We start from the raw sequence: 16,830 nt of genomic DNA on the forward strand, positions 1-16,830 counted from the left end.
AGATCGCGCCATTGGCCGTCCAGTTCGAGCCGGCCCCATCGATAGTTGCCGTTCCGCTCGATCCGCCGAAGAAGCCCAGGGTGGCATCGTTGCTGGTCACCTTGCCGCCGTTGAGTATCCGCAGCGTGCCGGCGCCGCTTCCGCCGACGGAGATCGCGCCATTGGCCGTCCAGTTCGAGCCGGCCCCATCGATAGTTGCCGTTCCGCTCGATCCGCCGAAGAAGCCCAGGGTGGCATCGTTGCTGGTCACCTTGCCGCCGTTGAGTATCCGCAGCGTACCGGAGCCGCTTTCGCCGACGACGAGGCTGTTGCCGTTGGTCCAGGCCGAGCCCGCCCCATCCACGGTCACCGTGCCGGTCGAGCCGGAATTCTGGCCGATGGTGGCGTTGGCATCCGTCAGGGCGCCGCCGTTTGCGACGGTGATGGTGCCGTTGCCATCGCGGCCGACGGTCAGCTTGCCCGTATTCGTCCAGGCCGAGCCGGCACCGTCGATGAGCGCCGTGCCCGTCGCGCCGGGATCGTAGCCCAAGGTGCCGTTGACGTTGCCGGCCGTGCCGCCGTTCTTGAGGGTCAGGGTTCCGGTCCCGCGCACGCCGACGATCATGTCGGTGGTGTTGGTCCAGGCCGAGCCCGCGCCATCGACCGTCACGGTGCCGGTCGCGCCGATATTCGTTGCCAGACCGCCGCTGGCGCTGGTGACCTTGCCGCCGTTCCTGATCGTCAGGTCGCCGGTGCCGCTGAACCCGACGGAGAACTCCCCGCCGACGGCCCAGAGCGAACCGATGCCATCGACGACGGCCGCGCCCTGAGAGCCCGGGTCGTTGGCCAGGAGGCCAGAGCTGCTGGCGACCGTGCCGCTGTTGGAAATATTCAGCGTCCCCTTACTCGTCCCGCCAACGGTCAGATCGCCGTTGTTCGTCCAGGTAGAGTTCGCGTCGGTGACATTGACGGTGCCTTCGCCGTTGCCCGCGCCGATCACCGCGAATGCATTCTCAACCTTGCCGCCGTTAGAGATCGTCAGTGACGCCGTGCCGTTGAAGCCAGCATAAAGGTAGCCCGCGTTGATCCAGTTTGAACCCGCTCCATCGACCGTCATCACGGTATTCGAGTCCGCGTTGAAAGCGAGATAAGCGATATTGCTCGTCAGCTTGCCGCCGTTCAGGACGTCGAATGTGGCCGTTCCGGATCGCGCGACGGCGAGGATGTCGCTATTGCTCCAGCTGGATCCGGCGCCATCGATCTTGACGGTTGCGACGGAGCCGACGCCAACGGCGACCTCGCCACCCACGCTGGTGACCGTGCCGCCGGCCAGGATATTGAACGTCCCAGAGCCACCAAGCCCCACGGTCAGCTTGGAGCTGTTGTTCCAGGCCGAGTCCGCGCCGGTCACGTTGACGAACCCGATCGACCCCGCGCCCGCGCCGATGACGCCCTCGACATCGTTGACCACACCGGCGCTGTCGATGCCCAGCGTGCCGAAGCCGGTGCCGCCGACCGAGCCGAGATTGCCGATCGTGATGCTCGAGCTGCTGGTCCAGATCGAACCTGTCCCGGAAACGTTCACTCCCCCGGCGAAGTTAGACCCCATCTGATTGCCGATGATGCCGGCACTGCTGTCGAGCGTTCCGCCGTTCAAAATGACAAGGCCGCCATTGACGGTATCGCCGACAATGATCCCTGCGGCCTGGGCATTAGCGCCGTTGATCCAAGCCGGGTGCAGCGTGAAGTCATTGATGTTGACGTCGTCGGCCCCCGTCGGGACGCCGGCAGCGTTCCAGTTCGTCGGATCGAACCAGTGGGTCGAGGCTGCGCCGGTCCAATCCTTGGCCGTCGCGGGCAGCGGCAGGGCGAGGCCGGCAAGCGCGGCCGTGCCGAGCGCTAGCGCCAACGCCCGATAGCTTGAACTGGCTGAGTACCTGATGGCGCGGCGGAAATTCGTCGATTTATTGCTGTTGACGACCAACGTCATAGCCCACCCGAAGCGATCTAGCGGCAAATCCCGCGTCAAACGATGCGGGCTGAAAAATAGGGGTGAACGCTGTGACTTAGCGGCCCGTCCGCCCGTCCTAATCGAGCCGTCCCTTCCCTGTCGTCACCCGGAAGTATGACGCCGCAGGAATTGGCCGGTCGGGCTCGGAAGGCCCGGTCGTCGCGGGCAGTCCGTCAGTTTCTGCGTGTTGTTTTACGGCTCGCGATCGGGCATGAGCGGAGGAAGGCAGGCGACAGAGGCGACTATGAAGAATTTAGATGCAGAAGTACTGTCTTCTATTATTGGCGATATTTACGACTGCGTCTTGAATCCTGCGGGTTGGGAAGATGTATTGGTCCGTATCACGGAGGCTGTCGATGCCGCCTATACCACCATAGCCTTGGCTAATCCCACCGACAGTCATGGCCGTTTCGCTGCGCAATCGCCCTGGGACGCCGCGCAGATGCGTATTCTCCAGGAAGAATACGGTTTCGACGATATTCCCGGCCTGAAGGCAGCGGTCATCGGCGATATCGATACGCCTTTGACCACGCTCTCCCACATGAGCGAGGCCGAGCTCCGGCAGACGGTATTCTACCGGAATTGGGCCGGGCCGCAGGGCCTGCGCGAGGGTTGCATGACGAAGTTCGTGCATACGCCCGACCGAATCGGCTTGCTCGGCACCTCCATTCGCACCGACCGGGACGTGATTTCAGCCGAGGAACAGCGCTTCCTGGCGCTGCTTTCGCCGCATTTGCGCCGTGCCTCGCTGATCGGCGACCTGCTCGACCATGCGCGCGTCGCGGCTCATTTCTATCGCGAGACGCTCGACAGCCTTGCCACCGCAATCGTCCTCACCGGCGCCAATGGCGCGATTTTCTATGCGAACCCCGTCGCCGAAACCATGTTCTCGACGCAGGGCCCCATTCTGTCCAAGAATGGCCTGCTCCAGGCGCAAAACCCCGTGCCGGCCCGCGCGCTGCTCGACGCGATCGCCCGCGCTGCGACGGCAGATGCCTCGCTCGGCTCGCGCGGTATAGGCCTGCCGATCTCGGCGCCCGGCCAGCCGCCCGCCGTCGCCTATGTCCTGCCGCTGAGCGAAGGCACCGCGCGCGCCGCCTTCCGGCCGGCCTGCGCCGCGGTCTTCGTGTCGACGACGACCTCCGCCTCGCCGCTGCCGGAGGCCGTGCTCACGACGCTGTTCGACCTCACGCCAGCGGAGGCGCGCGTGCTTCTGCAGGTCGGGACGGGATCGGTGCCGGCGAAGAGCGCTGCTTCGCTCGGGATCAGCGAGAATACGCTGAAGACCCATCTCGGCCGCATCTTCGCCAAGACCGGCACGAAGCGCCAGGCCGACCTCATCAAGCTGATCTCGGACATCCGTCCAACGCTCGAACCCTCCCGCTTGTCCTCGAACGATGCGGTTCGGGCCATTGCCGACGCATGACGGGCATTGGGCGGCATCGACCGCTCAGGCGAAATGCCTGCGGAAATGCGCGGCGGTGACGTCCGCGGCCTCGCGCACCTTGTCCGGCCCGTCATAGAAGGCGAAATGGTCGCCGCTGGTCCAATGCAGCGTCTTCGGCCCCTGCAGCAGGCCGTGCACCTTGCGCGCCTGGTCGGGCAGGGCGCAGCCATCGGAATGGACGATCAGGGCCGGCGCCGTGATCTTGGCGGCCTGGCTGACCGGGTCGAAGTCGAGCCAGGGTTCCCAGGACATCACCGAAAGCGCGTTGGTCCATTGCGCCACGCCGCCGCCGCGCGCCTTGTCCATGTAGTAGGGCATCGGCCCGACATGCGAGGCGCTCTGGTCGCTGTCGTGATAGCTTGGGATCAGCGCGTTCCTGCCGGAGCGCTGGAACTCCTCGCGGGCGGCGCGCCCGACCGCACGGCGGCGTGCGACGCCGTCGGGCCCGCCATAGAGCAGCGGCGTGATCGAAGGCTCTGCCAGATGGCTGGCGACCGAGGCGATCGCCGCGATCCTGCGGTCGCGCGCTGCCGCGTAGAGCACGGTGCCGCCGGAGGTGCAGATGCCGAGCAGGCCGATGCCGCTCGGGCGCACATCTGGACGCGCGGCGAGATAGCTCACCGCTGCGACCAGATCCTCGGCCTTGCTCTCCGGGTTCTCGTATTGCCGCGGCTCGCCGCCGCTTTCGCCGTAATGGCGATAGTCGATCGCGAGCGCGAGGAAGCCGCGCCTGGCCATTTCGATCGCGTAGATGCCGCCCATCTGCTCCTTCACCGCCGTGAGCGAGCCGCCGATCACCACGGCGGGATGGCGCCGCTCTGCGCTGTAGCCGTCAGGCAGATACAGATGCCCGACGACGAAGCTGTCGCCGGCGTCGAAGCGGATTTTTTGCGGCGCCGGCCCATTGCCGGCGGAAAGCGTGGTGGCCATGGAAACTCCGGGAAGGCTGAGGCCGAACGCCGCGACAGTGGCTTGTCCGAGGAAGGCGCGGCGGGTCGGCCGAAACAGATTGGGCATCGCTCGTCTCCGTGCTGGCTGGATGTGATCGGGCTCAGGGCTTCGGCAGGGCGTCGACGACGACCTGGAAGCGGCGCGGGTCGAAATAGTCGTGATAGGTGCTGATCAGCCCGGCCTCGAACCGGAAGACCGCGATATTGCTGTTGCTGTACTCGGTGCCGTTGAGCAGCCGGGCGCTGACCCGGTACTCGACGCAGACCGCGTCTGAATCCGCCGCCGGATAGAGCCCGGTCAACTCGGCCGCGAAGCTCTCGAAATTGGCGAATAGCGTGCGGAAGGCCCGCAGGATCTCGGCCTTGCCGTCGATGCTGGTGCCGAAGCCGGCGGGTGGGTAGGGCACGATGATGCGGCCGTTCTCGGCCCAGAGCTCGCCCCAGGCCTCGATCTCCTTGCGCTGCATCAGCGCGAAGAAGCGGCGCACGCTGTCGACGTCTCTCGGGCTGGCGGCCCGGGCCTGGACCGGCGCCAGGGCCGAGGCGACCAGCGCGGCAAGGCCCGCCGTCTGGCCAAGGAGCGCGCGGCGCGTCGGTGGGAATGGGGTGTGGGGCATGGCTCGTCTCCGGGTTGGACGAGCAAGGCATCGCATCTCCCGCTGCATGGAAAAATCGGCTATGTCCGATTGAGCTATTCGGGAAAACCTCACAATGCGCCTCGACCAACTCAGCGGCCTCGTCGCCTTCCTGAAAGTCGCGGAGACGCGCAGCTTCACGCGTGCCGCGGCCGAACTCGGAGTAGCGCCGCCTTCGCTCAGCGAGGCGGTGCGTGGGCTGGAGGCGCGGCTCGGCGTCAGGCTGCTCAACCGCACCACCCGCAGCGTCGGCCTGACCGAGGCCGGTGCCGCCTATCTCGAGCGGGTGCGCCCGGCGGCGGAGGAGATCCAGGCGGCCGGCGCCGCGCTCGATGAGGCCAGGGATCACCCAGTCGGAACGCTGCGCCTGAGCCTGCCCTGGATCGCCGGGCCGCTCCTGATCGAGCCGCTGATGGGGCCGTTCCTCGCGGCCTATCCGGATGTCGCGCTCGACCTCGTCTTCGATGACGGCTTCGTCGATCTGGCGGCGCACGGCTTCGATGCCGGCTTTCGCATTGGCGAGCTTCTGGAAAAGGACATGGTGGCGCTGAGGCTGGGCGGGCCGCTGCGCTTCGCGCTGCTGGCGAGCCCGGCCTATCTCGCCGAGCACGGCACGCCCGAGCGCCCCGCCGACCTCGCCCGCCATCGCTGCATCGCCTACCGCTTTGCCTCGACCCGCGCCGTGGCCTCATGGGAATTCAGCGAGAACGGCCGCGATGTCAGCTTCACCCCGACGCCCCGGCTGTCGGTCAATACGATGCCGCTGATGGTGGAGGCCGCCGTGCAAGGAGCCGGCCTCGCCTTCGCCCCCGAACGATTGGCCGCCGCGCACCTGCACGAGGGCAGGCTCATCAAGGTCATGGCAGCCTACTGCCCGAGCTACGAGCCCTTTCACATCTATTATCCGAGCCGGCGCCTGACGCCGCCCAAGCTCAAGGTCTTCGTCGAGTTCGCGCGGAGCCACGCCGGCAGGTGAGGCTCAGCCGAGCCCGAAATCCCGGCGATAATCCGACGGGTTCTTGCCGGTCACGCTCCTGAAGACGCGGGCGAAATGGGTCGGGCTGACGAAGCCGACCCGCAGCGCGACATCGACGATCGAGGCCTTCTCCCGCGCCAGCATCTGCATGGCGGCATCGACGCGCCGGCGCTGGATATAGGCGAGGGGCGTCTGCCCGGTCGTGGTGCGGAAGGCGCGGTGGAAATGGCCCTCGGAGAGGCCGGCGCGCCCTGCCAGCTCGGCGATGCGGATCTCGCCGCCAAGCGCGCCGTCGATGTAGTCGGTCACGCGCCGCAGCCGCCAGGCGGGCAGCGTGATCGGCGCGCCCGCCTGCATGCCCTCGCGGCCATAGCGCTGCGCGATGTACTGCGTCATCGCCAGGCTCATCGTCTCGCAATAGGCGGCGTCGAGCCCGCCATCGATCGCGTCGAGCCGTTCCAGTTCGGCGAGCAGCCCGGAAAGGACGTCGTCCACCGCGCCGCTGAACGGGCCGACCTTGCCGAGCACTGAGGTCTCGCAGGGCTGCAATCCGATCGCGGCCCAGCGCCAGGCGACGTTGCGCAGGCGCAGGCGCCGCTCGCAGCCCGCCGGCAGGAAGGAGACCGAGCCCGGCCGGTCCGGCCCGTCATAGCGATGGCCGTCATCGGCCCAGATCTCGTGCCGCTCGGCTCCGCCGCGCAAGGTGACCATGATCAGGTGGCGGTCGGAGCGGATGCAGCCCTCGACCAGCGTCGTCAAAGGGCGCTGCGCGGTCTCGAAGGAGCCGCCGGTCCAGGCGGTGCGGCGCCAGCCATCAGGGCGCGTGCTCAACCGCTCGATCGTGCTGTCGTCGGAAACCGTCCGGCGCATTCTGCCTCTCGTTATGCGAGCTTCGACCTGAAACGGGTTTTCGGCTGCGCTTCAACCTGAGATTGGCGTCGAGAATTCACGTTTCGGCGAGCGCCGGGCGAGACCTCCGTACCGCGCTCTTCCGCATCAGGATCAGGCTGATGCCGTCAGGATTCCGCGCGAAAACCCGCCCGCACTCGTCCATCTCCAGCACCAGGCCGCACCGACGCGGCGCTGCGAACCCGGAGACGCATGATGGACAAGCCGAAGACACCCAGCCTCACCACGAACCGGCGCAGCTTCCTCGGCGCGGCCTCGGTGCTCGGCGCCACAGCGGCGATGGCCAGCCCGCTCGGCATCCCGGCCGCGAACGCCCAGGTTCCGGCCGTGCCGGGCGCCGGCACGGCCGCAGCTGCGAGCCCCGTCACCACCCGCGCCATCCCCTCCAGCAACGAGGCGGTGCCGGCGCTCGGCCTCGGTACCTTCCTCGTCTTCGACCTCCTGCCCGGCGCCAAGCGCGACAACCTGCGCGAGGTGATGAAGACCTATGCCGATGCCGGCGCCCGCGTCGTCGACACCTCGCCGCTCTATGGCAGCGCGCAATACAGCGTCGGCCAGCTCGCGACCGAGCTCGGCATCACTGAGCGCCTCTTCATCGCCAACAAGGTCTGGGCCACCGGCGAGTACCTCGCCGACGAGAGCCAGGCCCGGCGCAGCCTCGAACTCTCGCAGCGGGCGCTCTGGCGCGAGCGGATCGACGCCATGCACGTGCACAGCCTGGTCAATGTCGATGTCGTGCTGCCCTATCTGCGCGCCTGGAAGAAGGAGGGGCTGATCCGCTACACCGCGATCTCGCATTACGAGAACCAGTATCATGAGCCGCTGGCGGCCCTGGTCGAGGCCGGCAATCTCGACATCGTCCAGGTCAACTACTCGATCTTCAACCGCGCCGCCGAGAGCCGCATCCTGCCGGCGGCGCGCGACCGGGGCGTCGCGGTCTTCACCAACATGCCCTTCGAGAAGGCGCGGCTGTTCCAGGTCGTGCAGGGCCGGCCGCTGCCCGATTTCGCCAGAGAGTTCGGCGCCGCGAACTGGGCGCAGTTCTTCCTGAAATTCGCGATGTCGCACCCGGCCGTGACCTGCGTGCTGGCCGCGACCGCCGATCCGGCCCACGCGGCCGAGAATGTCGGAGCGCTGCGCGGGCCGCTGCCGGATCAGGCGATGCGACAGCGCATGGTCCGCCACATGGAGACGATCCCCGGCTTCGACCGCATCGCTGCCACGCCCTGGTATCCGGGCAAGGCCCAGATGTACCAGGGCCTCATCCGCCGCTCGCAGGGTCAGTTGCGCCAGCGCTTGTCGTGAGAGCCGGTGCTGAGAGGGGAGCGTCACCCTCTCCGCGCTAAACAATGTCGCCCCGAAGCCTGAGGAGATGGATGATGCGGACCTGCGATCGATATCCCGCAATCCTGCTGGTCGCGATCTTGGCCAGTATCAGTGCTGCGGGGCCGGCCTCGGCGCAGACGGAGGATCGCGTCAGGCTCGGCGCCTTCGCCATCGACCGCACCGAGGTGACGATCGCGGCCTTCGAGCGCTTCGCCGCCGCCCGCAACCTGCGCACCGCGGCAGAGCGTGAGGGCGGCGGCTTCGAATACGCCGCAGGCTGGACGCGCCGGCCCGGCTGGACCTTTCGGACGCCGTCGGGCCAGCCCGGTGCGCCGGATGATCCGGCCGTCCATGTCAGCTGGAGCGAGGCGCGCGACCATTGCGCCTCCGTTGGCGGACGGTTGCCGAGCTTCGCCGAATGGCGGCAGGCCGCCTATACCGAGCAGCGCGAGGTTCCCGAGAATGGCTTCGTGCGCCGGCGAACCTATCCCTACGCCGTCGGCGACGACTCCGCCGGCATGAACACATCCGGCAGCGACCAGTGGAAGCGTCACGCTCCCGCCGGCGCGACCAGGCGCGGCGTCAATGGCCTCTACGACATGGGCGGCAACGTCTGGGAATGGCTCGCGGATCGACGTGGCAGCGAGGCGCTGACGGCCGGCGGCTCCTGGTGGTACGGTTTGCCGCAGACGCAGGCAGACGGTGCGCAATGGAAGGCGGCGGATTTCTACGCCGTCTATGTCGGCTTCCGCTGTGCCTATGATGCGGGCTAGCCGCATTCGGCTGCGGCGCTTTGCGACATGTCGAGCGCCTCGGGAGGCAGGCTTGCGCCATCCCGGGCGCAAACGGCATCAGCGCGCCATGCCCCAGCGCCGGATCGTCAGCCGCTCGAGCGTCGCGAAGACCACGTTCTCGACGATGAGCCCGATCACGATCACCATGACAAGCCCGGCGAAGACGCGGTCGGTATAGAGCTCGTTGCGGTTCTGGAAGATGTACCAGCCGAGCCCGCCGCGCCCGGAGGCCGCGCCGAAGACCAGCTCGGCCGCGATCAGCGTGCGCCAGGCGAAGGCCCAGCCGATCTTCAGGCCCGACAGGATGGCGGGCAGCGCCGCCGGAATCAGGATCTGCAGGACGTAGGCCGGGCCTTTGAGGCCATAGTTGCGCCCGGCCATGCGCAGGGTCTCGGGCACGCCCTGGAAGCCCGCGAAGGTGTTGAGGGCCATGGGCCAGAGCACCGAGTGGATCAGCACGAAGATCAGGCTGCCCGAGCCGAGCCCGAACCAGAGCAGCGCCAGCGGCAGCAGCGCGATCGCCGGCAGCGGGTTGAACATCGCCGTCAGCGTCGAGAGCAGGTCGCGGCCGAGCTGGGTCGAGACCGCCAGCGTCGTCAGCAGGAAGGCCAGCACGATGCCGGCGAGATAGCCCTGTGCCAGCACGGTCAGCGAGATCTGCACCCGCTCCAGCAATTCGCCGCTGGCCAGCCCGTCGACCAGGGCCGACAGGGTGGCGAGGAACGTCGGCAGCAGCAGCTCGTTATCCTGCCAGCGCGCCAGCGCCTCCCAGAGCAGGGCGAGCGCGGCGATGATCAGGCCCTTGCGCAGCCAGCCCTGCTGCCAGAGCCGCACCGACAAGGGCAGGGCGCGCTCGACCGGCGCCTCGACGAAGGGCGCCAGAACCCGGTCGTATTCCGGGCGGATCGGCGGCGAGACGAGCTGGTTCATCGCGGCGCGGCCGGCGTGCCGGGGGCAGCGTTTGGATCGCTCTCGAACAGCCGCTCGTGCAGGCGCTGGACCGCTTCCTGAAAGGCGCTACTGCCGACGCTGTGCAGGTCGAAATCATGGCTGTTGACCTCGGCGCGGACCCGGCCGGGATGAGGCGAGAGCAGCGCCACGCGGTTGCCGACCACCAGCGCCTCCTCGATCGAATGGGTGACGAAGAGCAGGGTGAAGCGGACCTCGTCCCACAGTGCCAGCAGCTCCTCCTGCATCTTGCGGCGCGTCAGCGCGTCGAGCGCCGCGAAGGGCTCGTCCATCAGCAGGATTTTCGGCTGCATGGCGAGCGCGCGCGCAATCGCGACGCGCTGCTTCATGCCGCCGGAGAGCTGGTGCGGATAGCTGTCGGCGAACTGCGACAGCCCGACCTTGTCGATATAGTGCCTGGCACGTGCCTCGGCCTCGCGCCGGCCGAGCACGCCCGAGGCGCGCAACGGGAAGACGACGTTCTGCGCCACGGTCTTCCACGGCGGCAACTGGTCGAATTCCTGGAAGACGACGATGCGGTCCGGTCCCGGCTCGCGCACGGGCACGCCGCCCAGCACGATCTCGCCCTCGATCGGCGCGATGAAGCCGGCCACGGCCTTGAGCAGGGTCGACTTACCGCAACCCGACGGCCCGAGCAGCACGAAGCGGTCGGCCTCGTAGACGTCGAAATCGACCCGGTGCGTGGCCCGGACCACGCGCTCCGGCGTCCGGTACTCCAGCGAGACGCCGGCGACGCGCAGCAGCGGCGCAGGCGCTGAGCCGACCGCGGTCGCAGGAACGGCGGCGGGTTCTACCGCCCGTCTCTGCACCGGAACGACAGCCTGCGCCGCTCGATCGGCCGTAAGGAGGGTCATTGCGGGGTTGCCGGCTCAGCTGCCGGCTGCGATGCGCGGATCGGCGAAGAAATAGTCGCTCAGCGCCTTGGGCTCGGTCTTGATCGCGCCGACCCGGTGCATGAATTGGCCGAGGCCGAGCGTGTTCTGCGGCTCGACCTTGAAGCTCACCTCGGGGTTCTTGATCACCTTGAGCAGCAGGCTGCGGTCGGCCTTGCCGCCATTGGCCTTGATGTAGATGTCGGCCGCATGCTCCGGATTGGCGACGACGAATTTCGCCGCTTCGTCGAGGGCGTCGAGGAAGGCCTTATAGGTCTTCGGGCTGTCCTTGTAGAACTTCTCGGTCGCGTAGAGCACGGTCGAGGAGGAGGGGCCGCCCTGGACGTCGTAGGAGTTCAGGACGATGCGCGCCTTCGGGTTGTCGGCCAGTTCCTGCTCCTGGAAGGGCGGGTTGCCGAAATGGCCGGTGATCTCGGTGCCGCCCTTGATGATCGCGGCCGCGGCCTCGGGATGCGGCAGGGTCACGCTGATCTTGTCGAGCCTGGCGAACTCCTTGTCGCCCCAGAGCTTGGCGGAGGCCCATTGCAGGATGCGCGCCTGCACGGAGACGCCGACCGCGGGCAGCGCGATGCGGTCCTTCTCGGTGAAGTCCGCGATCGTCTTCACGTTCGGGTTGTTGGTCACGAGGTAGTAGGGAAAGTTGCCGAGCGAGGCGACGCCCTTGACGTTCTGCCGGCCGTGGGTGCGGTCCCACAGCGTGAAGAGCGGGCCGACGCCGGCGCTGGCGATCTCGATATTGTTCGAGAGCAGCGCATCGTTGACGGCGGAGCCGCCCGAGAGCTGGATATACTCGACCTTGATGTCGATCCCGGCCGCCTTGCCGTGCTTCTCGATCAGCTTCTGGTCCTCGGCGACGTTCAGCAGCAGGTAGACGACGCCGAACTGCTTGGCGATGCGGAGCTGGCCCTCGGCGGCGTGGGCCGCGCCAGTGCCGGTCGCGGCGAGCGCCAGGCCTCCGAGCAGGGCCGTCGCCTGCCGGCGCGAAAGCAGGTTGCCTGGCTTCGTCATGGGTCGCTCCTGATGCTGTCGAATGGCAGGCGTCGAACGGCCCGCGCGATGACGGAGAATCTGGCGACCCGGATGTGGCGCGTCAATGAGAATGTTCTTTTTAAAGAACAGAATAGGTGAGAGGATTCACCTATTCTGAGCTTGCCTCGGAGATGAATTAAGTGGTTTGCGGCCATACTGTTGATGGTCCCGCCACATTTGCGGATGCCGGGCAAAAACAGACTGGTTGTTCTCTGGGGTCCGTTCTCTTTAAAAAACGCTTCTCTTGACCCGTCGATGGCCTCGCCGGCATGCTTTTCGGGCGGTGAGGGACGGCCCCGGCCGAGCGAGGGCGCAGACGCCGCACCCGGATGTGCTCTTCAGCGGCGATGTTCTCGAGCGGCGATGCGAAGCGAGGTTTCCATGTCCAAGCCTGAGCGCCAGCTGACGCTGAACCTGTTCATCTACCCCGGCGGCCATCACGAGGCGGCCTGGCGCTACAAGGACTCCGAGCCGCAGCGCGTGCTCGACATCGGCTATTATCAGGAGCTGGCGCGCCGGGCCGAGGCAGCGAAGTTCGATGCGATCTTCTTCGCCGACGGGCCGTCGCTGCCCGAGAACATCCGCTATTCCGCGCGCCTGCGCTTCGAGCCAATCACCTGGCTGACAGCGATCGCGGCGGCGACCAGCCGCATCGGCCTGATCGGCACGGCGTCCACCACCTATAACGAGCCCTATAACCTGGCCCGGCTCTTCGCCTCGCTCGACCATATCAGCAACGGCCGCGCCGGCTGGAACATCGTCACCACCAGCGATGCCGGCGCCGCGCAGAATTTCGGCCTGCCCGAGCATCCGCCACATGGCGAGCGCTATGAGAAGGCGCGCGAGTTCCTCGAAGTCGTGACCAAGCTCTGGGACAGCTGGGAGGACGACGCGCTCGTCGCCGACGCCGAAAGCGGTGTCTTCGCCGATGCCGACAAGGTCCACCGCATCGACCATGCCGGCAAGCACTATCGCGTCCGCGGTCCGCTCAACGTCGCGCGCCCGCCGCAGGGGCGGCCGGTCTATGTCCAGGCCGGATCGTCGGAGGATGGCCGCTCCTTCGCCGCGCAGCATGCCGAAGCGATCTTCACCGCGCACCAGACGCTCGCCAGCGCGCAGGCCTTCTACGACGACATCAAGAAGCGCGCCGTCGCGCTCGGCCGCCATCCCGAGCATGTCCGCATCCTGCCGGGCATCAGCCCGTTCATCGGCTCGACGCAAGCCGAGGCCGACCGGCTGGAGGAGGAGATCAACGACCTGATCCAGCCGGCCGCCTCGCTGGAGCAGCTCAAGCGCATGCTCGGCGTCGACCTGAGCGGCTACGATCTCGACGCCCCGTTCCCGCGCCATCTCATCGATACCAGCGGCCCCAAGGGCATCGCCAGCCGCTTCCAACTCGTCATCGACATCGTCGACCGCGAGCAGCCGACCCTTCGCGGCCTGATCAAGCGGCTCGCCGGTGCGCGTGGCCATTGGGTCCTGGCCGGCACGCCCGAGCGCATCGCCGACGAGATCCAGACCTGGTTCGAGACCGGCGCCGCCGATGGCTTCAACGTCATGCCGCCCTGGCTCACCGGCGGCTTCGACGCCTTCGTCGCCGAGGTCGTGCCGATCCTGCGCAAGCGCGGCCTGTTCCGCGAGGAGTATTCCGGCACGACGCTGCGCGACCATTACGGCCTGCCGCGGCCCGAGAGCGGCTATGCCGTGGCAAGGCGCAGGAGCGCCTGAGCGGGTCCGGAGTTACGCGTCGGACGGCTCGAACAGGGCGCGTTCCCGGGCGAAGATCCCGATCAGGTGCTCGACGACCGTCCGGATCGGCAAGTCCTTGCGGTCGTGGCGTCGCGTCAGCAGCCAGACCTCCCGTGGCGGCGGAGCGAGTTCGAGCCGGCAATGGCGCAGCTCGGGTTCCGTGCGGCCGATGTAGTGGGGAAGCAGCGCCAGACCCGCCTCCGCCTTGGCGGCGGTCGCCTGGGCGACCTGGTTGTTCGCCCGGAACGACACGCGCGCCCGGGGAAACTGGCGGGCCAGCCACATCGCTTCAGGCACGAAGGCGTTGACCTCGTCGAAGCCGACGAAGACGGGCTCAGTCCCGCCTTCCACGCGTCGGCAGACTGAATCCGTGCCGTAGAAGCCGTATCCCATGGTCGCGAGCGGCTTGCCGATGAGGTCGCCGTCCTGCGGTCTCCCGAAGCGGATGGCGATGTCCGTCTCATGCCGTTCAAGGCTCACCGAACGCAGATCAGTGGCCAGGTCGATGTCCAGGCCGGGATGCTGCGTCGGAAGCTGCGCCAGGCGGGCGATCAGGAAGCCCTGCGACAAGGCCGGCGACGCGTTCACGCGCACGAGGCCTCGCGGGGCACCGTCCGTCCCGCCCCGGCCGAGCGTCTGAATGGCCGCCTCCATGTCGCTGGCCGCCGCGAGGGTGCGCGTGCCCGCAGACGTCAGGACGTACCCGTCCGGGCGCCGTTCGACGAGCTTTTCCCCCAACGTCGCTTCGAGGGACTGAATCCGGCGTGCGATCGTCGCGTGATTGACCGAGAGCGTCCGCGCCGCCGCGGACAGGCTCCCATGCCTGCCGAGGGCGAGGAAGACGCGAACATCCTGCCAGTCCGGTTCTGTGCGTTTTTTAACAGCCATTGAGAGATACTAGCCAATTTTGCGCAGATGTGAACGGGGTTATCTCTCATGGCACTTCGAAACGAGGTGCCCGAGATCTCCTTCCAGGCCTGAACCTGATCCCCATCAGTCAGCGGCGTGGGAGCGCCGGGGCGCCCAACCCCAAGAGAACGATCATGAGCAAGGAACTGAAGGTTGCCATCGTCACCGGTGCCTCGCAGGGCATCGGCGCCGGCATCGTCAAGGGCTATCGCGACAACGGCTATGTCGTCGTCGCCAACTCCCGCAACATCAAGCCGAGCGAGGACGAGGGCATCGTCGCCGTGCCCGGCAACATCGGCGAGCGCGGCGTCGCGGAGCGCGTGGTGAAGACGGCGCTTGAACGCTTCGGCCGGGTCGACACGCTGATCAACAATGCCGGCATCTTCATCGGCAAGCCGTTCACGGAGTACACCGAGGAGGACTTTCGCAATGTCGTCGACGTGAACGTCGCCGGCTTCTTCCACGTCACCCAGTTCGCGATTGCCCAGATGGTGAAGCAGGGCAGCGGCCATGTCGTCCAGATCACGACGGCGCTCGTCGACCAGCCGCTTGCCAATGTGCCCTCGGGTCTGGCGACCCTGACCAAGGGCGGCCTCGACGCTGTCACGCGCGGCCTGGCGATCGAATACGCCAAGAGCGGCATTCGCGTGAACGCGGTGGCGCCCGGCATCATCAGGACGCCGATGCACGCGCCGGAAACCCACGAATTCCTCAGCGCCCTGCATCCGCTGGGGCGGCTGGGTGAGGTCGGCGAGATCGTCGACGCGATCCTCTACCTCGAGCGGGCCGGCTTCGTGACCGGCGAGACGATCCACGTCGATGGCGGCCAGCACGCCGGCCGTTGATGACCGGGAAGTGAAAAAGCGCACGGCGCGCGGCGCCTGCGCCCACTCTTCAGGAGAGCGACAATGCCTTATGTGAATATCAAGGTGACCCGCGAAGGGACGGCGCCTGGCGCGACGAGTACGACGCCCGGGCAGAAGGCTGCGCTGATCAAGGGCGTCAGCGATCTGCTTTTCGAGGTGCTCGGCAAGCCGCACGACTCGACCTTCGTCGTCATCGACGAGGTCGAGATGGAGAGCTGGGGCGTCGGCGGCGTCACCGTACCGGAATACCGCAGGCGAAGCGCCGGCGGAGGCGAGGCGGCCGTCTGACGCCCGCTCGAAACCGACAAGCGATGGAGAACCGGGCCATGGGCGACGTGCAAGACAAGCGGATCATCGACCTCTTCGGGATCGCGCTTCCGATCATCCAGGCGCCGATGGCCGGCGCCACCACGGCGGAAATGGTCATCGCGGCGAGCGAGGCGGGCGGCCTGGGCTCGCTGCCGGGCGCGCTGCTCTCGGTTGAGCAGATGAAGGCGGCGCTGGACCAGATTCGCGGCGCGACGCGCAAGCCGATCAACCTGAACTTCTTCGCCCATGCCGAGCCGGTGCCAGACCTCGCCGCGCAGATGGCGTGGCGGTCGGTGCTCGCGCCATATTATGTCGAGCTTGGGCTCGACCCGGCCGATCCGGTTCCGAGCACGGGGCGGGCGCCATTCGACGACGTCTACTGCAACGTGGTCGAAGCCTATCGGCCGGAGGTGGTCAGCTTCCATTTCGGGCTGCCGAAGCCGGAACTGCTCGAACGCGTCAGGCGGACGGGGGCAAAGATCATCGCCTCCGCGACGACGGTTGCCGAGGCGCGCTGGCTCGCGGAGCGCGGCGTCGATGCGGTCATCGCCATGGGCTACGAGGCTGGCGGCCACCGCGGCGACTTCCTGCACCACGACATGTCGACCCAGGTCGGCACCATGGCGCTAGTGCCGCAGATCGCCGACGCGGTGTCGGTCCCGGTGATCGCGGCCGGCGGGATCGCGGACCCGCGCGGGGTTCGCGCGGCCTTCGCGCTGGGGGCCTCAGCGGCTCAGGTCGGCACGGCCTACCTGTTCACGCCCGAGGCGAAGATTCCGGCCTTCCATCGCGAGGCGCTGCTGGTGGCGCGGGACGATGGCACCGCGTTGACGAACCTGTTCACCGGGCGTCCTGCCCGGGGCATCGTCAACCGCGTCATGCGCGAGCTCGGCCCGCTTTCGAAGCTGGCGCCGGCATTTCCGACCGCAGGCGGGGCGCTCGCGCCGCTGCGCGCCGTGACGGAGAAGCAGGGCAAGCCGGACTTTTCCAATATGTGGTCAGGCCAGGCAGCGGGGCTCGCACGCGAGATGTCGAGCGCGGAATTGACCAGATACCTGGCCGGGGAGGCGGGCTGATCG

At 67.6% G+C, this 16,830-nt stretch carries 15 protein-coding genes and 1 pseudogene; 8 read left to right on the top strand and 8 right to left on the bottom strand.

Annotated elements, in window-relative coordinates; translation table 11 throughout:
* Positions 1–1,969, bottom strand: a pseudogene (locus DWF00_RS20945) (autotransporter outer membrane beta-barrel domain-containing protein); the annotation flags it as partial.
* Between the two features lie 232 nt (positions 1,970–2,201).
* Between DWF00_RS20945 and DWF00_RS20950 the strand changes: the two are divergent.
* The gene (locus tag DWF00_RS20950; protein WP_245974158.1) at positions 2,202–3,416 is read left to right on the top strand and encodes a helix-turn-helix transcriptional regulator; all 1,215 of its coding nucleotides are present in this window, start codon (positions 2,202–2,204) and stop codon (positions 3,414–3,416) included.
* A 24-nt stretch (positions 3,417–3,440) separates the two neighbouring features.
* Here the strand turns inward: DWF00_RS20950 and DWF00_RS20955 are convergent, their stop codons facing one another.
* Both DWF00_RS20955 and DWF00_RS20960 read right to left on the bottom strand, forming a co-directional pair.
* Positions 3,441–4,454 (bottom strand): alpha/beta hydrolase, encoded by a 1,014-nt coding sequence (locus DWF00_RS20955; RefSeq protein ID WP_114829861.1) that lies wholly within the window; start codon positions 4,452–4,454, stop codon positions 3,441–3,443.
* A gap of 34 nt (positions 4,455–4,488) precedes the next feature.
* Positions 4,489–5,004 (bottom strand): nuclear transport factor 2 family protein, encoded by a 516-nt coding sequence (locus DWF00_RS20960; RefSeq protein WP_181832693.1) that lies wholly within the window; start codon positions 5,002–5,004, stop codon positions 4,489–4,491.
* 94 nt (positions 5,005–5,098) lie between these two features.
* Here DWF00_RS20960 and DWF00_RS20965 point away from each other — a divergent pair, with 94 nt between their 5' ends.
* Complete coding sequence (locus DWF00_RS20965) at positions 5,099–5,998, top strand: LysR family transcriptional regulator (RefSeq protein WP_114829859.1); 900 nt, start codon at positions 5,099–5,101, stop codon at positions 5,996–5,998.
* Positions 5,999–6,001: 3 nt separating this feature from the next.
* Here the strand turns inward: DWF00_RS20965 and DWF00_RS20970 are convergent, their stop codons facing one another.
* Positions 6,002–6,868, bottom strand: a complete 867-nt coding sequence (locus tag DWF00_RS20970; RefSeq protein ID WP_114829858.1) for an AraC family transcriptional regulator — start codon at positions 6,866–6,868, stop codon at positions 6,002–6,004.
* A 231-nt stretch (positions 6,869–7,099) separates the two neighbouring features.
* Here DWF00_RS20970 and DWF00_RS20975 point away from each other — a divergent pair, with 231 nt between their 5' ends.
* Positions 7,100–8,212 (top strand): aldo/keto reductase, encoded by a 1,113-nt coding sequence (locus DWF00_RS20975; protein ID WP_245974160.1) that lies wholly within the window; start codon positions 7,100–7,102, stop codon positions 8,210–8,212.
* 71 nt (positions 8,213–8,283) lie between these two features.
* Entirely contained in the window at positions 8,284–9,006 is a 723-nt protein-coding gene (locus tag DWF00_RS20980) for a formylglycine-generating enzyme family protein (protein ID WP_245974162.1), read from the top strand.
* A 78-nt stretch (positions 9,007–9,084) separates the two neighbouring features.
* On the opposite strand, the gene DWF00_RS20985 is transcribed toward DWF00_RS20980, so the two are convergent.
* The 3 genes from DWF00_RS20985 to DWF00_RS20995 are packed head-to-tail and all read right to left on the bottom strand — an operon-like array spanning position 9,085 to position 11,897.
* Entirely contained in the window at positions 9,085–9,957 is an 873-nt protein-coding gene (locus DWF00_RS20985; RefSeq protein WP_114829856.1) for an ABC transporter permease, read from the bottom strand.
* Positions 9,954–10,850 (bottom strand): ABC transporter ATP-binding protein, encoded by an 897-nt coding sequence (locus DWF00_RS20990; protein WP_114829855.1) that lies wholly within the window; start codon positions 10,848–10,850, stop codon positions 9,954–9,956. The genes DWF00_RS20985 and DWF00_RS20990 overlap by 4 nt, the downstream gene beginning before the upstream one ends.
* Positions 10,851–10,865: 15 nt before the next feature.
* Positions 10,866–11,897: an ABC transporter substrate-binding protein gene (locus tag DWF00_RS20995; RefSeq protein ID WP_114829854.1), complete on the bottom strand. Its 1,032-nt coding sequence runs from the start codon at positions 11,895–11,897 to the stop codon at positions 10,866–10,868.
* Between the two features lie 402 nt (positions 11,898–12,299).
* On the opposite strand from DWF00_RS20995, the gene DWF00_RS21000 reads away from it, so the two are divergent.
* Positions 12,300–13,646: an LLM class flavin-dependent oxidoreductase gene (locus DWF00_RS21000; protein ID WP_114829853.1), complete on the top strand. Its 1,347-nt coding sequence runs from the start codon at positions 12,300–12,302 to the stop codon at positions 13,644–13,646.
* Positions 13,647–13,658: 12 nt separating this feature from the next.
* On the opposite strand, the gene DWF00_RS21005 is transcribed toward DWF00_RS21000, so the two are convergent.
* A complete protein-coding gene (locus DWF00_RS21005; protein WP_114829852.1) occupies positions 13,659–14,555 on the bottom strand; it encodes a LysR family transcriptional regulator in 897 nt (298 codons plus the stop codon).
* A 155-nt stretch (positions 14,556–14,710) separates the two neighbouring features.
* On the opposite strand from DWF00_RS21005, the gene DWF00_RS21010 reads away from it, so the two are divergent.
* From DWF00_RS21010 to DWF00_RS21020, 3 genes are all read left to right on the top strand, one after another.
* A complete protein-coding gene (locus tag DWF00_RS21010; protein ID WP_114829851.1) occupies positions 14,711–15,421 on the top strand; it encodes an SDR family NAD(P)-dependent oxidoreductase in 711 nt (236 codons plus the stop codon).
* A gap of 63 nt (positions 15,422–15,484) precedes the next feature.
* Positions 15,485–15,730, top strand: coding sequence for a tautomerase family protein (locus tag DWF00_RS21015; RefSeq protein WP_114829850.1), 246 nt, complete (start codon positions 15,485–15,487; stop codon positions 15,728–15,730).
* A 38-nt stretch (positions 15,731–15,768) separates the two neighbouring features.
* The gene (locus DWF00_RS21020; RefSeq protein ID WP_114829889.1) at positions 15,769–16,827 is read left to right on the top strand and encodes an NAD(P)H-dependent flavin oxidoreductase; all 1,059 of its coding nucleotides are present in this window, start codon (positions 15,769–15,771) and stop codon (positions 16,825–16,827) included.
* The last annotated feature ends 3 nt before the right edge of the window (positions 16,828–16,830 follow it).

Origin of the sequence: Allobosea caraganae, from assembly GCF_003351345.1 — a bacterium.
GTDB classification, from domain to species: domain Bacteria; phylum Pseudomonadota; class Alphaproteobacteria; order Rhizobiales; family Beijerinckiaceae; genus Allobosea; species Allobosea caraganae.

What these genes read in the sequence shown, in the direction of transcription:
- DWF00_RS20950 (WP_245974158.1), top strand. Translation starts at nt 2,202, where the DNA reads ATGAGCGGAGGAAGGCAGGCGACAGAGGCGACTATGAAGAATTTAGAT.
- DWF00_RS20955 (WP_114829861.1), bottom strand. Translation starts at nt 4,454, where the DNA reads ATGCCCAATCTGTTTCGGCCGACCCGCCGCGCCTTCCTCGGACAAGCC.
- DWF00_RS20960 (WP_181832693.1), bottom strand. Translation starts at nt 5,004, where the DNA reads ATGCCCCACACCCCATTCCCACCGACGCGCCGCGCGCTCCTTGGCCAG.
- DWF00_RS20965 (WP_114829859.1), top strand. Translation starts at nt 5,099, where the DNA reads ATGCGCCTCGACCAACTCAGCGGCCTCGTCGCCTTCCTGAAAGTCGCG.
- DWF00_RS20970 (WP_114829858.1), bottom strand. Translation starts at nt 6,868, where the DNA reads ATGCGCCGGACGGTTTCCGACGACAGCACGATCGAGCGGTTGAGCACG.
- DWF00_RS20975 (WP_245974160.1), top strand. Translation starts at nt 7,100, where the DNA reads ATGATGGACAAGCCGAAGACACCCAGCCTCACCACGAACCGGCGCAGC.
- DWF00_RS20980 (WP_245974162.1), top strand. Translation starts at nt 8,284, where the DNA reads ATGATGCGGACCTGCGATCGATATCCCGCAATCCTGCTGGTCGCGATC.
- DWF00_RS20985 (WP_114829856.1), bottom strand. Translation starts at nt 9,957, where the DNA reads ATGAACCAGCTCGTCTCGCCGCCGATCCGCCCGGAATACGACCGGGTT.
- DWF00_RS20990 (WP_114829855.1), bottom strand. Translation starts at nt 10,850, where the DNA reads ATGACCCTCCTTACGGCCGATCGAGCGGCGCAGGCTGTCGTTCCGGTG.
- DWF00_RS20995 (WP_114829854.1), bottom strand. Translation starts at nt 11,897, where the DNA reads ATGACGAAGCCAGGCAACCTGCTTTCGCGCCGGCAGGCGACGGCCCTG.
- DWF00_RS21000 (WP_114829853.1), top strand. Translation starts at nt 12,300, where the DNA reads ATGTCCAAGCCTGAGCGCCAGCTGACGCTGAACCTGTTCATCTACCCC.
- DWF00_RS21005 (WP_114829852.1), bottom strand. Translation starts at nt 14,555, where the DNA reads ATGGCTGTTAAAAAACGCACAGAACCGGACTGGCAGGATGTTCGCGTC.
- DWF00_RS21010 (WP_114829851.1), top strand. Translation starts at nt 14,711, where the DNA reads ATGAGCAAGGAACTGAAGGTTGCCATCGTCACCGGTGCCTCGCAGGGC.
- DWF00_RS21015 (WP_114829850.1), top strand. Translation starts at nt 15,485, where the DNA reads ATGCCTTATGTGAATATCAAGGTGACCCGCGAAGGGACGGCGCCTGGC.
- DWF00_RS21020 (WP_114829889.1), top strand. Translation starts at nt 15,769, where the DNA reads ATGGGCGACGTGCAAGACAAGCGGATCATCGACCTCTTCGGGATCGCG.